Source organism: Rhodococcus pyridinivorans, assembly GCF_900105195.1.
In the GTDB taxonomy this organism is placed as follows: Bacteria; Actinomycetota; Actinomycetes; order Mycobacteriales; family Mycobacteriaceae; genus Rhodococcus; species Rhodococcus pyridinivorans.
Genome location: NZ_FNRX01000002.1, coordinates 3,235,009 through 3,249,085, shown reverse-complemented (window position 1 = coordinate 3,249,085; position 14,077 = coordinate 3,235,009). Strand labels below are relative to the sequence as shown.

Annotated in this window: 14 protein-coding genes; 12 read left to right on the top strand and 2 right to left on the bottom strand. The window is 69.2% G+C overall.

Going from position 1 to position 14,077, the window contains the following annotated elements; translation table 11 throughout:
- Positions 1–107: 107 nt before the first annotated feature.
- Positions 108–1,010, top strand: coding sequence for a pyridoxal 5'-phosphate synthase lyase subunit PdxS (gene pdxS / locus BLV31_RS15375; RefSeq protein WP_006551383.1), 903 nt, complete (start codon positions 108–110; stop codon positions 1,008–1,010).
- A gap of 5 nt (positions 1,011–1,015) precedes the next feature.
- Here pdxS and BLV31_RS15370 read toward each other — a convergent pair whose 3' ends face one another.
- Positions 1,016–2,212: a SpoIIE family protein phosphatase gene (locus BLV31_RS15370; protein ID WP_064060272.1), complete on the bottom strand. Its 1,197-nt coding sequence runs from the start codon at positions 2,210–2,212 to the stop codon at positions 1,016–1,018.
- The gene (locus BLV31_RS15365; protein ID WP_033096572.1) at positions 2,209–3,030 is read right to left on the bottom strand and encodes an alpha/beta fold hydrolase; all 822 of its coding nucleotides are present in this window, start codon (positions 3,028–3,030) and stop codon (positions 2,209–2,211) included. The genes BLV31_RS15370 and BLV31_RS15365 overlap by 4 nt, the downstream gene beginning before the upstream one ends.
- 142 nt (positions 3,031–3,172) lie before the next feature.
- On the opposite strand from BLV31_RS15365, the gene BLV31_RS15360 reads away from it, so the two are divergent.
- From BLV31_RS15360 to BLV31_RS15310, 11 genes are all read left to right on the top strand, one after another.
- Positions 3,173–3,997, top strand: a complete 825-nt coding sequence (locus BLV31_RS15360; RefSeq protein ID WP_006551386.1) for an acyl-CoA thioesterase — start codon at positions 3,173–3,175, stop codon at positions 3,995–3,997.
- Positions 3,998–4,079: 82 nt separating this feature from the next.
- Entirely contained in the window at positions 4,080–4,718 is a 639-nt protein-coding gene (gene pdxT, locus BLV31_RS15355; RefSeq protein WP_064060337.1) for a pyridoxal 5'-phosphate synthase glutaminase subunit PdxT, read from the top strand.
- A gap of 105 nt (positions 4,719–4,823) precedes the next feature.
- The gene (locus BLV31_RS15350) at positions 4,824–5,576 is read left to right on the top strand and encodes a YebC/PmpR family DNA-binding transcriptional regulator (protein ID WP_006551388.1); all 753 of its coding nucleotides are present in this window, start codon (positions 4,824–4,826) and stop codon (positions 5,574–5,576) included.
- Between the two features lie 197 nt (positions 5,577–5,773).
- Positions 5,774–6,352 carry a crossover junction endodeoxyribonuclease RuvC gene (gene ruvC, locus BLV31_RS15345; protein ID WP_033096573.1) on the top strand — a complete coding sequence of 193 codons (579 nt, stop codon included), beginning with the start codon at positions 5,774–5,776 and terminating at the stop codon, positions 6,350–6,352.
- Positions 6,349–6,945 carry a Holliday junction branch migration protein RuvA gene (gene ruvA, locus BLV31_RS15340; RefSeq protein ID WP_006551390.1) on the top strand — a complete coding sequence of 199 codons (597 nt, stop codon included), beginning with the start codon at positions 6,349–6,351 and terminating at the stop codon, positions 6,943–6,945. The genes ruvC and ruvA overlap by 4 nt, the downstream gene beginning before the upstream one ends.
- A gap of 95 nt (positions 6,946–7,040) precedes the next feature.
- A complete protein-coding gene (gene ruvB / locus BLV31_RS15335; protein WP_230809613.1) occupies positions 7,041–8,138 on the top strand; it encodes a Holliday junction branch migration DNA helicase RuvB in 1,098 nt (365 codons plus the stop codon).
- A gap of 147 nt (positions 8,139–8,285) precedes the next feature.
- Entirely contained in the window at positions 8,286–8,615 is a 330-nt protein-coding gene (yajC, locus tag BLV31_RS15330) for a preprotein translocase subunit YajC (RefSeq protein WP_006551392.1), read from the top strand.
- Positions 8,616–8,725: 110 nt separating this feature from the next.
- On the top strand, positions 8,726–10,522 hold the full coding sequence (gene secD, locus BLV31_RS15325) for a protein translocase subunit SecD (protein WP_064060273.1): 1,797 nt from the start codon (positions 8,726–8,728) through the stop codon (positions 10,520–10,522).
- 2 nt (positions 10,523–10,524) lie between these two features.
- Positions 10,525–11,727, top strand: a complete 1,203-nt coding sequence (gene secF, locus BLV31_RS15320; RefSeq protein WP_230809464.1) for a protein translocase subunit SecF — start codon at positions 10,525–10,527, stop codon at positions 11,725–11,727.
- A gap of 1 nt (position 11,728) precedes the next feature.
- Complete coding sequence (locus BLV31_RS15315) at positions 11,729–13,480, top strand: ABC transporter substrate-binding protein (protein ID WP_081263364.1); 1,752 nt, start codon at positions 11,729–11,731, stop codon at positions 13,478–13,480.
- Positions 13,477–14,034 (top strand): adenine phosphoribosyltransferase, encoded by a 558-nt coding sequence (locus BLV31_RS15310; RefSeq protein ID WP_006551396.1) that lies wholly within the window; start codon positions 13,477–13,479, stop codon positions 14,032–14,034. Before BLV31_RS15315 ends, BLV31_RS15310 begins: the two co-directional genes overlap by 4 nt.
- Positions 14,035–14,077 lie beyond the last annotated feature (43 nt).

Genomic DNA, 14,077 nt, shown 5'->3' with positions numbered 1-14,077 from the left:
AACTGGCTATAGGACCGGCTCGGCTGCGCCCCTAGGCTCGGTTCCGCTGCCCGTCGCCCGTGCGCCGGCAGCTTTCGCCGATCCGTCCACCGAGGAGGACTCCCATCGTGACCAGCCCCGACACCGCCCCCGTCACCGGTACCGCCCGCGTCAAGCGTGGCATGGCCGAGATGCTCAAGGGCGGGGTGATCATGGACGTGGTGACCCCCGAACAGGCGAAGATCGCCGAGGACGCCGGCGCGGTGGCGGTCATGGCCCTCGAACGCGTGCCCGCCGACATCCGCGCGCAGGGCGGCGTGTCGCGCATGAGCGATCCCGACATGATCGACGGCATCATCGAGGCCGTCTCGATCCCCGTCATGGCCAAGGCGCGCATCGGCCACTTCGTCGAAGCGCAGGTCCTGCAGGCCCTCGGGGTCGACTACATCGACGAGTCGGAGGTGCTCACCCCCGCCGACTACGAGAACCACATCGACAAGTTCGCGTTCACCGTGCCGTTCGTGTGCGGCGCAACGAATCTCGGTGAGGCACTGCGCCGTATCAACGAAGGCGCGGCGATGATCCGCTCCAAGGGCGAGGCCGGCACCGGCGACGTCTCGAACGCCACGACCCACATGCGCCGGATCCGCCAGGAGATCCGGCGCCTGAGCTCGCTTCCCGAGGACGAGCTCTACGTCGCCGCCAAGGAATTGCAGGCCCCCTACGACCTCGTCGTCGAGGTCGCCCGCGCCGGCAAGCTGCCCGTCACCCTCTTCACCGCCGGTGGCATCGCCACCCCCGCCGACGCCGCGATGATGATGCAGCTCGGGGCGGAGGGCGTGTTCGTCGGATCCGGAATCTTCAAGTCGGGCAACCCCGCCCAGCGTGCGGCCGCGATCGTCAAGGCCACCACCTTCCACGACGATCCCGACGTGCTCGCGAAGGTCTCGCGGGGCCTCGGCGAGGCGATGGTCGGTATCAACGTCGACGAGATCCCGCAGCCCCACCGGCTCGCCGAACGCGGCTGGTGATCGTTCTACCGGGGCGCGTGCAGGGCGAGCAGGGCGACGTCGTCCTGCACGCCCGCCCCGAGCGTCGCGAGCGCCTCGCGGACGGCCCCGACCGCTTCCGCCGCGCTCGTCGGTTTCGATGCGAGGACGTGCTCGAGGAGCCGGTCCTCCCCGAAGCGTTCACGGGTCTCACCGGAGACGAGAGCCTCGGTCACCCCGTCGGTGTACAGCAGCAGCGTGTCGCCGGGGCGCAGCGCGAAGGTGTGCTCGACGAGCCGCGGCGTGGGCAGCATTCCGATCAGCTGTCCGCCGATCGTGGGGAGATAGTCGACGTTGCCGTTCGCGCGCACGAGGAGCGGCGGCGGATGCCCACCCGAGGCGAGACGGATGTCGACCCGTCCGGTGTCCGGATCGGGCGCGACCGTGCCGAAGGTGAGCGTGCAGAAGGGGGCTCGCGTTTCGCTGTCGCGTTCGTCGAGCAGGGTGGTGTTGAGCGTCCTGAGCGCCGCGGACGGGACCGTCTCGTAGACCGCCGCGGCGCGCAGCGTGTAGCGGACGATCGACGTCACCGCCGCTGCGCGAGCGCCCTTTCCACACACATCGCCGAGGAACAGCCCCCACGTGCCGGCGCGCGCGGGGAACAGGTCGTAGAAGTCGCCGCCGACCTCGTCGGGGGACGCGATGTGGTAGTACGCGTCGACCTCGAGTCCCGGTACCGCGGGCAGGCTCGGCGGAAGAAGGGTCGCCTGGAGTGTGGCGTTGATCGTGCGGAGCCGCTCACGCTCGAGTTCGGCCTCGCGACGGGCACGGAGCAGTTCCGTCTCGTAGGCGCGGCGCTCGCGGGCATCGAACAGCATCGTGCGGATCAGCGTGGGCCTGCCCTCGGCGTCCGGCTCGACCACCGAGGCGGCCAGGACCGGCAGCCGGGTCCGGTCGGCACGGACGAGTTCGAGGGCGATCCCGTTGATCTGTCCGTGCATGAGGAGGAGCGGCGCGTAGTGGGTCTCGTGGTAGATGCGGCCGCCCACGCTGAGAAGGTCCGAGAAGTACCGCTTGCCGACCAGTTCGTCGCTCGTGAACCCGAGCCAGTCCGTCAAGGTCCGGTTGATCTCCGTGATCCGGCCGTCCGGGAGCGTCGTCAGGAATCCGCACGGCGCGTTGTCGTACAGCGCATCGCCGTGTCGGATACGGGGATCGAGGGTTCGATCGGTCGTCGCCGTCACCCCGATCGGCGCGCGAACGCCGCGATCGCGGCTGCTGTCTCTTCGGGTGCGCTGAGCTGCGGGCAGTGGCCGGTCGCGTTCAGGGTCACGAGTTCGCTCCCGGGGATCTGCTCGTGAACGAAGGCACCGACCTCGCGCGGAGCGATCGCATCGTGGGCGCACTGGGCGACGAGCGTGGGCACCGACACCGCGGCCAGGTCGGAGCGGTTGTCGGACAGGAAGGTCACCCGGGCGAAGACGCGCGCCACCTCGGGATCCGTGCGGCAGAAGATCTCGGCGAGTTCGTCGCCGAGCTCCGGTCGCTCGGGATTGCCCATGATGACCGGCGCCATCGACTCGGTCCAGCCCAGATAGTTCGCCTCGAGGGATTCGAGCAGCTCGTCGATGTCGTCGGTGCTGAACCCACCTCGGTATCCGCTGGCCGGATCGTCGATGAAGCGCGGGGACGGCGCGAGCAGCACGAGACCGGAGAAGACCTCCGGGGCAGCGGCCGCCGCGAGGACACCGATCGATGCGCTCACCGAGTGGCCGACGAAGAGCACCTGCCCGAGATCCAGGCTCCGGCACAGGTCCACGACGTCCTCGGCGTAGGTCTCCATCCGCGAGTAGCGCTGGGAGTCCCAGGCGGTCGCATCGGAACGCCCGGAGCCGACGTGGTCGAACCGCACCACGGTGAAGTCGGGTTCGAGCAGCGGGATCATCAGGCGCCACAGGTGCTGGTCGCAGCCGAAACCGTGCGCGAGGACGACCACCGGGCCCTGTCGGTTGCCCGTGATCGTCACGCTGTTCCTGCGCACCATATCGGTGACTTGTCGCATTGCACCCCCTCCGTTCTCCCGAGGGTGTCATATTCGCTACTCGATAGCGATCCCGGTTCTCTCGCCACCTTCCGGGGACACGGCGTTCGGCACACCTCCGTGCAGCTAGCCTTCTTGCGTACGGTGCACAGAAGGAGTTCCCATGGCGAAGATCGAGCAGATCCTGGCGCTCGAACAGATCGAGAACGACATCTTCCGGGGCATAGCGACGGAGACGTTGCTGCCGCGGACGTTCGGTGGTCAGGTGGCCGGTCAGGCGCTCGTGTCGGCGGTCCGCACTGTCGATCCCGCATTCGGGGTCCACTCGCTGCACGGCTACTTCCTCCGGCCGGGGAACCCGACGATGCAGATCGTCTACCTCGTCGACCGGATCCGCGACGGCCGCTCCTTCTGCACCCGGCGCGTGACGGCCGTCCAGGACGGCAAGGCGATCTTCACGATGTCGGCGTCGTTCCACGTACGCGACGAGGGGATCGAGCACCAGGACACGATTCCGCGGGTGCCGGCTCCGGAGGAACTGCCCGATCCGGAGACTGTGGTCGACGACGCGACCCTGCTGTGGGCGAAGAAGGAATGGGCCGAATGGGACTTCCGGTTCGTTCCCCGCGACCGGATGGACTCGTCGAGCAGGATGGCTGCACAGCAGCAGCTGTGGTTCAAGTCCCGCGAGATCCTCCCCGACGACCCGGTCTTCCACGTGTGCACGCTCGCGTACATGAGCGACATGACGTTGCTCGGCTCGGCGAGTGTCGGCCACGACGACGAACGGACGCAGGGTGCATCGCTGGACCACGCGATGTGGTTCCTGCGGCCGTTCCGCGCCGACGACTGGCTGCTTTACGACCAGACGTCACCCTCCGCCGGGCTGGGGCGCGCACTGACCCAGGGGCGGATCTTCGATCGCAACGGCAACATGGTCGCGGCGGTGGTGCAGGAAGGACTCACGCGGTACCTGCGCGAGTCCTGAACGAGGGCGTCCCCGACGAAGACGTCCCTACAAAGTGCCTGCGCATCGGCGACCCCGAACGGACAGGCAGGCAACGGTGACCATTTCCTCTCCCACGATCGGCGTCCTGGCATTGCAGGGCGACGTCCGCGAACATCGCAGCGCTCTCGAGGAGGCAGGCGCGCGGACGATCGCGGTGCGTCGCGAACGCGAACTCGACGAGGTCGACGGCATCGTCCTTCCGGGAGGCGAATCCACTACGGTCAGCTGTCTGCTGCGTGTGTTCGATCTGCTCGAACCGCTGCGGGCCCGGTTGGAGGCCGGGCTGCCCGCCTACGGTTCGTGTGCCGGCATGATCCTGCTCGCCTCCCGGGTGCTCGACACCACCGAGGACGCCGAACACCTCGACGCCCTCGACATCGTGGTGCGCCGCAACGCCTTCGGCCGGCAGGTCGACTCGTTCGAGACCGACCTGCCGATGACGGGTCTCGGCGACGGGCCGGTGCGCGCGGTGTTCATCCGAGCCCCGTGGGTGGAGGAGATCGGGCCCGACGTGGAGGTCCTGGCCACGGTTCCGGACGGGCCGGCGGCGGGCCGGGTGGTCGCAGTGCGGCAGGGCGCTGTGATCGCGACGTCCTTCCACCCCGAGATCACCGGTGACCATCGCGTGCACCGGCTGTTCGTGGAGACCGTGCGCTCGGCGACCCGACCTCGGGTGCGCCCGACGGCCTCGGCGACATGACGACACGGCCACCGTGCCGGTGGCTCACACCGGGAGCGAGTAGAATCGACTCTCCGACCTGTCGGTTGACGCCGACCACACTTCTCCGGAAGGGGCTCGAAGCGAATGAGCGGCCACTCCAAATGGGCCACCACCAAGCACAAGAAGGCGGTCATCGATGCCAAGCGCGGCAAGATGTTCGCGAAGCTCATCAAGAACATCGAGGTGGCGGCTCGGACCGGTGGTGGCGACCCGGCGGGTAACCCGACCCTGTTCGACGCCATCCAGAAGGCGAAGAAGAGCTCGGTCCCGAACGACAACATCGAGCGTGCCCGCAAGCGTGGCGGCGGTGAGGAAGCCGGCGGTGCCGACTGGCAGACCATCACCTACGAGGGCTACGGCCCCAACGGTGTCGCGCTGCTCATCGAGTGTCTGACCGACAACCGCAACCGCGCCGCGGGCGAGGTCCGCACGGCGATGACCCGCAACGGCGGCAACATGGCCGATCCGGGTTCGGTCGCCTACCTGTTCACCCGCAAAGGCGTCGTCGTGCTCGAGAAGAACGGCCGCTCCGAGGACGAGATCCTCGAGGTCGTCCTCGAAGCGGGTGCCGAGGAAATCAACGATCTCGGCGACTCCTTCGAGATCGTCTCCGAGGCGTCCGACCTGATCGCCGTGCGTACGGCTCTCGTCGACGCCGGCATCGACTACGACTCGGCCGACCCCGATTTCCGGGCGTCCGTCGAGGTGCCGGTCGACGCCGAGGGTGCACGCAAGGTCATGAAGCTGGTCGACGCGCTCGAAGACTGCGACGACGTGCAGAACGTCTACACGAACGTCGACATCTCCGACGACGTCCTCGCCGAACTCGACGCCTGAGCGACGCTCTCGTCGTAGTCGTCCACGAGCGACGCTCGTCGTACTTGTCACAGCGGCCGGGGTCGCGTGTCGGTCTCCCGGCACCCGATCCCGGCCGCTATGCTCTCGAACAGGCGTTCGCAATCGTGCGAAGCAAGGTCGGGTCCGTCGAAGGCGTCGGAAACCCGGCCGTATTCGGGTGTCGAGAGGTGAGTCGGGTGCGCGTGATGGGTGTCGACCCCGGTCTGACCCGATGTGGTCTGGGGATGGTCGACACGGGACGCGGACGCGACGTGATCCCCGTCGCCGTCGGTGTCATCCGCACCTCGCCCGAACTCGACCTCGAGCACCGGCTCCTCAAGGTCTCCGACTCGGTCGAGGAGTGGATGGACCGCTACAAGCCCGACGTCGTCGCGATCGAGCGCGTGTTCTCCCAGCACAACGTGCGCACCGCGATGGGCACCGCGCAGGCCGGCGGCGTCGTCGCCCTGGCTGCGGCGCGTCGCTCGATCCCGGTCATGTTCCACACGCCGAGCGAGGTGAAGGCCGCGGTCACCGGCAGTGGCACGGCCGACAAGAAGCAGGTGACCACGATGATCACCCGCATCCTCAAGCTCGACGCCGCGCCGAAGCCCGCCGACGCCGCCGACGCGCTCGCGCTGGCCGTCGCACACTGTTGGCGGGCCCCGCTGATCGCCAGACTCGCGGCCGCCGAAGCTGCGGCCGCCCAGCAGAAGAAACGCTACGAGGAGCGGCTGCGCGAACAGTCGGCCGCACGGAAGGCAGGTAGCCGGTGATCGCCTCGGTACACGGCGAGGTACTCGACATAGCCCTCGACCACGTGGTGATCGAGGCGGGTGGGATCGGCTATCGGATCAACACCACACCTGCGACCCTCGCCGGTCTCCGGCGCGGCGAGCAGGCCAGACTCGCCACCGCGATGATCGTGCGCGAGGACTCCATGACGCTGTACGGCTTCGTGGACGCCGAGGCGCGCGAACTGTTCGGCCTGCTGCAGACGGTCAGCGGCGTCGGCCCCCGGCTCGCCATGGCCACGCTCGCCGTCCTCGAACCCGATGCGCTGCGGGCGGCTCTCGCCGACGGCAACACCGCAGCGCTGACGCGGGTACCCGGGATCGGCAAGCGTGGCGCCGAACGCATGATCGTCGAACTGCGCGACAAGGTCGCGGCCTTCGGCGCCACGGGATCGTCGCCTGTCGCGGCCGGTGCCTCGCCGCTGCGCGACCAGATCGTCGAGGCGCTGGTCGGCCTCGGATTCACGCCGCGTCAGGCCGAACCGGCCGCCGACAAGGTCCTTGCCGAGGAGCCGGGCGCCGACGTCTCGACGGCACTGCGCTCGGCGCTCAAGCTGCTGGGTAGGTCGCGGTGACCGACGAGTACCGTGAGTTCGAGGCCTCAGGAGCGGCCCGCGAATTCGATGCTGCATCGGCCGACCGCGAGCGGTCGCCGGTCACGGCGGAGCATCTGCCCTCCGACAGCGACATCGAGACCAGTCTGCGCCCGACCAGTCTCGACGACTTCATCGGGCAACCGCGGGTCCGCGAACAGCTGCAGCTCGTTCTGCGAGGAGCGAAGCTGCGCGGCGGCACTCCCGATCACATCCTCCTGTCCGGTCCGCCCGGTCTCGGCAAGACGTCGATGGCGATGATCATCGCCGCCGAACTCGGCACGTCACTGAGACTGACCTCCGGTCCCGCGCTCGAACGCGCCGGTGATCTCGCTGCGATGCTGTCGAACCTCGCGGAGGGCGACGTGCTGTTCATCGACGAGATCCACCGCATCGCCCGACCGGCCGAGGAGATGCTGTATCTGGCGATGGAGGACTTCCGCGTCGACGTCGTGGTGGGCAAGGGGCCCGGCGCGACGTCCATCCCGCTCGAGGTCGCACCCTTCACCCTCGTCGGCGCGACCACCCGTTCCGGTGCCCTCACCGGCCCGCTGCGCGACCGGTTCGGTTTCACTGCGCACATGGACTTCTACGAGCCCCCCGAGCTGCAGCGCATCCTGCACCGCTCCGCATCGATCCTCGGGATCGCTCTCCGCGACGACGCCGCCGCGGAGATCGCCGGTCGCTCCCGCGGCACGCCGCGTATCGCCAACCGGTTGCTGCGCCGCGTCCGCGACTACGCCGACGTGCGCGCCGACGGTGTCGTGACCCGGGCCGTGGCCCAGGCCGCGCTCGAGGTGTACGACGTCGACCCGATCGGTCTCGATCGTCTCGATCGCGCCGTTCTCGGCGCACTCGTCCGCAGTTTCGGTGGTGGCCCGGTCGGCGTGTCGACACTCGCGGTGGCCGTGGGGGAGGAGCCCGCCACCGTCGAGGAGGTGTGCGAGCCGTTCCTGGTCCGTGCCGGCATGGTCGCGCGCACTCCGCGCGGACGTGTGGCCACGCAGGCCGCTTGGTTGCAGCTCGGCCTCACCCCGCCGCCGGAGGCCGCCACCGGGGGCATCGAGGTGCGTGCGCGCGAACCACAGCTCGAGCTGTTCGAGGACGACCCGGACACGACCCTCGAGGGCGGTGTCGATCCGTCCGACCCGGACGATCCGGACGTACGGAGGTAGGGCCCTCGCCCGGGGAATGGCACACTGGTCTACTGCGTCGGTCCGTGCAGGCCGATCCCGACGTCGTGGTGACGCATGCGCCACCACGACCCGCTGGTGTCGCTCGCGTCACCACCCACCGACAACGACCGAGGACTGACTTCAACGATGGAACTGCTCTTCCCTCTCCTGATCCTGGCACTGCTCGTCCCGACCTTCCTGGGCGTGCGGCGTCAGAAGAAGGAGATGCAGAAGGTGACGGCGCTGCAGGACTCCCTGCGCATCGGCGACCGCGTGATGACCACCGCGGGTCTGCACGCCACGGTGGCCGCCCTCGCCGACGACACCGTCGATCTCGAGATCGCGCCGGGTGTCGTCACGACCTGGTCGCGTCTGGTCATCCGGGAGCGCGTCGAGACCGAGACCCCGCAGGATCCGGATCTGCTCCGCAAGGACGACGATGCGAACCCGCCGGAGGGACGTCCGACCGAGTACTGACAGCCGATTCGCGACGCACGGTTTCGGCACCGGAGTCTCCGGTGCCGGTGCCGAGCGCCGCGCGACTGCACCCGACCACCACTCACTCGCATCGAGGAGACTGACAGACCGTGGCACCTTCCAACGGATCGGTGCATCCCGTGCGCGCTCTCGCCCTGTTCGGGGTGATTCTCGCCGCGTTGTATGCACTGGTCTTCTTCACCGGGGACAAGTCGCCCACCCCGAAGCTGGGCATCGACCTGCAGGGTGGCACCCGCGTCACCCTCACCGCGCGAACCCCCGACGGGAGCAGCCCGAGTCCGGACAGCCTCCGCCAGGCCCAGCAGATCATCGAGACCCGCGTCAACGGGCTCGGTGTGTCGGGTTCGGAGGTGATCGTCGAGGGCGACAACCTCGTGATCACCGTCCCGGGTGAGGACAGCGCCCAGGCCAGGACGCTGGGCCAGACCGCCCGGCTGTACATCAGGCCGGTGATCGGGGGACCGATCGACGCGAACATGACCGCCGAGGATCTCGCCGAGCAGCCCGGTGCCGGTACCCCCGAGGGCGGGCTGCCCGCAGAACCGGCCCCTGCCGAACCGGCACCCGGTGAACCCGCGCCGGCCGACCAGGCTCCGCCCGCCGACGCACCCGAACCGCAGGGACGTCCGTTCCCCGCGCAGGATCCCACCGCGCCCACCGACGCCCCGGCACCGGCCGAGACGCCCGAGGCCCCCGTCGAGGCGCCCCAGGCTCCGGCCGAGCCCTCCGGAGCACCCGACGCTCCCGAGAACGACGGCTCGCTCACGCCGCAGGAACAGGCGGCTGCAGACATCGCCACGGCCAAGGCCACCCGTCAGAGCGAGGACCCCGCCGTGCAGCAGGCGGCGGCTCTCGCCCTCGACTGCTCCGCGGCCGACCCGCTCGCCGGCAACGACGACCCGGCGCTTCCGCTCGTCGCGTGCTCGACCGACGGCACCGCGATCTACCTGCTGGGCCCGAGCATCATCGACGGCCAGCAGATCGAGGACGCGACCTCCGGTTTCAATCAGCAGCAGTCGCGCTACGAGGTCAGCCTGACCTTCGACAGCGAGGGCAGCAATACGTGGGCGCAGTTCACCGCCGCGAACATCGGTCAGCAGGCCGCCTTCGTGCTCGACTCGAAGGTCGTCAGCGCGCCCGTGATCCAGGGCGCCACCCCCGCCGGCAGCGCCACCTCGATCACCGGCCAGTTCACGAGTACGCAGGCCGCAGAGCTGGCGAACACCCTCAAGTACGGGTCGTTGCCGCTGTCGTTCGTGGCATCCGAAGCCGAGACCGTCTCCGCCACTCTGGGTCTGGCTTCGCTCGAGGCCGGGCTGATCGCCGGTGCGGTGGGTCTGGCGCTGGTGCTCCTGTTCTGCCTCGCGTACTACCGGATGCTCGGACTGCTCACCGCGCTGTCGCTCGTTCTCTCGGGAATGGCGGTCTACGCGGTCATGGTGCTGCTCGGCAGATACATCGGGTTCACGCTCGACCTCGCCGGCGTCGCCGGTCTGATCATCGGTATCGGCATGACCGCCGACTCGTTCGTCGTGTTCTTCGAACGGATCAAGGACGAGATCCGCGAGGGGCGGAGTTTCCGTTCCGCGGTGCCGCGCGGCTGGGCACGGGCCCGCCGCACGATTCTCTCCGGTAACGCGGTCAGCTTCATCGCCGCCGCCGTGCTCTACGTCCTGGCCGTCGGTCAGGTCCGCGGCTTCGCGTTCACCCTCGGCCTCACCACGATCCTCGACGTCGTCGTCGTGTTCCTGGTGACCTGGCCGCTGGTGTTCCTGGCCTCGAAGTCGAAGTTCTGGTCCAAGCCGAGCGTGAACGGTCTGGGCGCGATCCAGCAGGTGGCCGACGAGCGTCGTCTCGTCGCCGCGACCGCTGCGAAGGAGGCGTGACGATGACCGACACGACCACGACGACGGCCGCGCCGCAGCACAGCCGACTGTCCCGTCTGTACACCGGCACGGGCGCCTTCGAGATCGTCGGACGCCGCAAGCGGTGGTACATCGTCACCGCGGTGATCGTGTTGATCGCCCTGCTCAGCATGCTGCTGCGCGGATTCAGCTGGGGTATCGACTTCGAGGGCGGCACCCGCATCCAGATGCCGGCCGTGCCGGGCGTCTCCGTCGAGGAAGTCGAGACCGTCTTCAGCGACACCATCGGCTTCGAACCCGAGGCGGTGCAGACTGTCGGCGCCGGCGACGGAGCGACCGTCCAGATCCGGTCGGAGACTCTCGACGGCGAGCAGGTCGCCGAGCTGCAGACCGCGCTGTTCGAGGAGTTCCAGCCCGCCGGGCCGGACGGTGAGCCGTCCCGCAACTCGATCAGCGTCGCCGACGTCAGCGAGACGTGGGGAAGCCAGATCACCAACAAGGCGCTCATCGCGCTGGTGGTCTTCCTCGTCATCGTCAGCATCTACATCACGATCCGATACCAGCGGAACATGGCGATCGCAGCGATCACCGCCCTGTTCTTCGACATCATCGTGACAGCGGGTGTCTACGCCCTCGTCGGCTTCGAGGTCAGTCCTGCGACCGTCATCGGTCTGCTCACGATCCTCGGTTTCTCGCTCTACGACACGGTCGTCGTCTTCGACAAGGTCGAGGAGAACACCCGCGGCATCCTGCACCTGCACCGCCGCACCTACGCCGAGCAGGCCAACCTCGCCGTCAACCAGACGCTCATGCGCTCGATCAACACCACGATCATCTCGGTGTTGCCGGTGCTGGCGCTGATGGTCATCGCGGTGTGGCTCCTCGGTGTGGGCACGCTCAAGGACCTCGCCCTCGTCCAGTTGGTCGGCATCGTCGTCGGTACCTTCTCGTCGATCTTCTTCGCGACCCCGTTGCTGGTTACGCTCGAGGAATGGCGTGGTCCGGTCGCGAAGCACACCCGCAAGGTGCTCGCCAAGCGGGAGGAGGCCGCCGCCCGCGCGGCGAAGGCCGGGACGACGGCCGGATCACAGTCGGCCGACGCGGTCGACGCAAAGGTGGTGCCGACGGTGCAGGGCGCCGGACCCCTGCCCGACCGGGCGACGGTCCGTCGCGGCCCTGCCCCCGGGGCACGACCCACCGGAAAGCGCGGCAAGAGAAGGTCCTGACATGGCGGTGAGCGAGCGGAACGACCCGACGACGAGGCGGTCGCCGAGGCGCCGCGGCACGCTCCTCGCGTGCGCGGCGGTGGCCTCGACACTCGCGTTCTCCACCGTCGCGTGCGGCACGGACGAGGAACCGGTGCACTTGATCGGGTACGCGATCGACAACACGGTGACGACCTACAACGCGAACACCGTCGACGGTGCGGCCTCGGGCGCGCGCCAGGCGTTCGCCCGGGTGCTGCCGGGCTTCGGCTACGTCGGTCCGCAGGGCCGGGTGATCGCGGACACCGACATCGGCACTGCCTCGGTCGTGCCCGGTGAGGGGCTCACCGTGCAGTACCGCCTGTCGCCGGACGCGGTCTACTCCGACGGTGTGCCCATGTCCTGCGACGACCTCGTCCTGGCCTGGGCTGCGTCGAGCGGACGCTTCACCGCTCCCGACGAGTCCGGCGAGCAGGTCCCGCTGTTCGACGCTGCCCATCGTGGTGGTTACGCCGACATCGACCGGGTCGACTGTCAGCCCGGGTCGAAGGAGGCCACCGTCGTCTTCCGACCCGGCCGCGAGGACACGAACTGGAAGGCGCTGTTCGGGGCCACCGAGCTGATGCCGGCCCACGTGGCGGCAGGAAGGTCGGGTGTGTCCGACCTGGTCGGAGCGATCACGGCGAACGACACCGAGGCCGTCCGGCGCATCGCGGAGTTCTGGAACACCGGCTGGACCCTCACCCCGGGTGAGATCGATCCGGCGCTGTTCCCGTCCGCGGGCCCGTACCGCCTCGAGTCGTACACCGCCGAGGACGGCCTGACGCTCGTCGCGAACGAGCGGTGGTGGGGGAACGCCCCGGGCACCGACCGCATCGTCGTCTGGCCGCGCGGCACCGACACGTCCGCGGCCGCGGAGGACGGCCGCATCCACGTCGTCGACGTGGCCGAGGGATCCGTCGGCCACAGCAACCTCGGCGACGGCGCCGACGTCTCCACCGTCGTCTCACGCAACCTCGAACAACTGGTGTTCGCCACGAGCGGTGTCTTCCAGGACCCGGCGGCGCGCCGCGCCGTCGCCCTGTGCACGCCTCGCACACAGCTGTTCGACGAACTCGGCGTGTCCGACGAGTCGAACGGCGTCACGGGCCCGATCACCTCGCGGCTCCTGGCGCCCGACTCGCCGCTGTACCCGCAGACCGTGCCGACCGCCGAAGGCTACGCCGAGGTCGACATCGCCGCCGCGCGTTCCGAACGTGAGGCCTCCGGTCAGGACCGCATGCAGGTCCGCATCGGCTATCTCGGACCGGACGAGCGCCGCGCGCGCACCGTCGAGTTGATCGGCGAATCCTGCCGTGAGGCGGGCATCGAGATCGTCGACGCCGGCTCCGACACCTTCACGCCGTCGCAGCTGACGGCGGGGGAGGTCGACGCGATCCTCGTCGGGACGGCCACGGCCGCCGGTGCCGGTGGCGCCGCCGACATGGAGCACGCCCGCGACGCACTGCACTCCGGGGCCGGCAGCAACGTCGGCGGTTATTCGATCGGCCGCGTCGACGAACTGCTCGACGGCCTGCTCGTGGCGAAGGACAACGCGGCCATCGCGGGACTCGCGACCGAGGCCGAACGCATCCTGTGGGGCGACGTTCCCACCCTGCCCCTGTTCGCGCAGCCCCGCACGATCGGGTTCGCGGCGGGAATGCATGCCGGGGTGCCCAACCCGACGACCGCGGGTGCGGGCTGGAACATGGACCGGTGGATACTCGGAGGATGAGCGCTCAACGGATCGGCGATACGCGGCTCGTCGAAGAAGCTGCCGTGGCCGTGGCCGAACACACCCGATGGGTCGACGATTTCCCGACCGCGGGTGTCCGTTTCGCCGACCTGACGCCCGTCTTCGCCGACGGACCGTCCTTCTCGGCCGTGATCGCGGCGCTGGCCTCCGCGGCACCCGACGCCGAACTCGTCGCCGGTATCGATGCGCGCGGCTTCCTCCTCGGCGGCGGCATCGCCCGCACCCTGGGGGTGGGCGTGCTCGCCGTCCGCAAGGCGGGCAAACTCCCGCCGCCCGTCCAGACCTGTGAATACAGCCTCGAATACGGCACCGCCGCGATCGAGATCCCGGGCGACTGGATGGCCCTGCAGGGCCGCAAGGTGCTCGTCGTCGACGACGTCCTTGCGACCGGCGGAACCCTCGCCGCCACCGTCGAACTGCTCGAACGCGTCGGCGCCGAGGTCGTCGGGATCACCGTCGTCACCGAGATCGAAGCCCTCGGCGGCCGGACGCGACTGCAGAAGTACCCGCTGACGTCTCTCATGCGGATCTGAGGGATAGAGTTGCCACAGGTGCCGGTGAACCCGCCGGGCCCGT

Excerpts from the sequence above, each read along its gene's own strand:
- secF (WP_230809464.1), top strand. The coding sequence starts at position 10,525 with ATGACCGACACGACCACGACGACGGCCGCGCCGCAGCACAGCCGACTG.
- BLV31_RS15315 (WP_081263364.1), top strand. The coding sequence starts at position 11,729 with ATGGCGGTGAGCGAGCGGAACGACCCGACGACGAGGCGGTCGCCGAGG.
- BLV31_RS15360 (WP_006551386.1), top strand. The coding sequence starts at position 3,173 with ATGGCGAAGATCGAGCAGATCCTGGCGCTCGAACAGATCGAGAACGAC.
- BLV31_RS15350 (WP_006551388.1), top strand. The coding sequence starts at position 4,824 with ATGAGCGGCCACTCCAAATGGGCCACCACCAAGCACAAGAAGGCGGTC.
- BLV31_RS15310 (WP_006551396.1), top strand. The coding sequence starts at position 13,477 with ATGAGCGCTCAACGGATCGGCGATACGCGGCTCGTCGAAGAAGCTGCC.
- BLV31_RS15365 (WP_033096572.1), bottom strand. The coding sequence starts at position 3,030 with ATGCGACAAGTCACCGATATGGTGCGCAGGAACAGCGTGACGATCACG.
- yajC (WP_006551392.1), top strand. The coding sequence starts at position 8,286 with ATGGAACTGCTCTTCCCTCTCCTGATCCTGGCACTGCTCGTCCCGACC.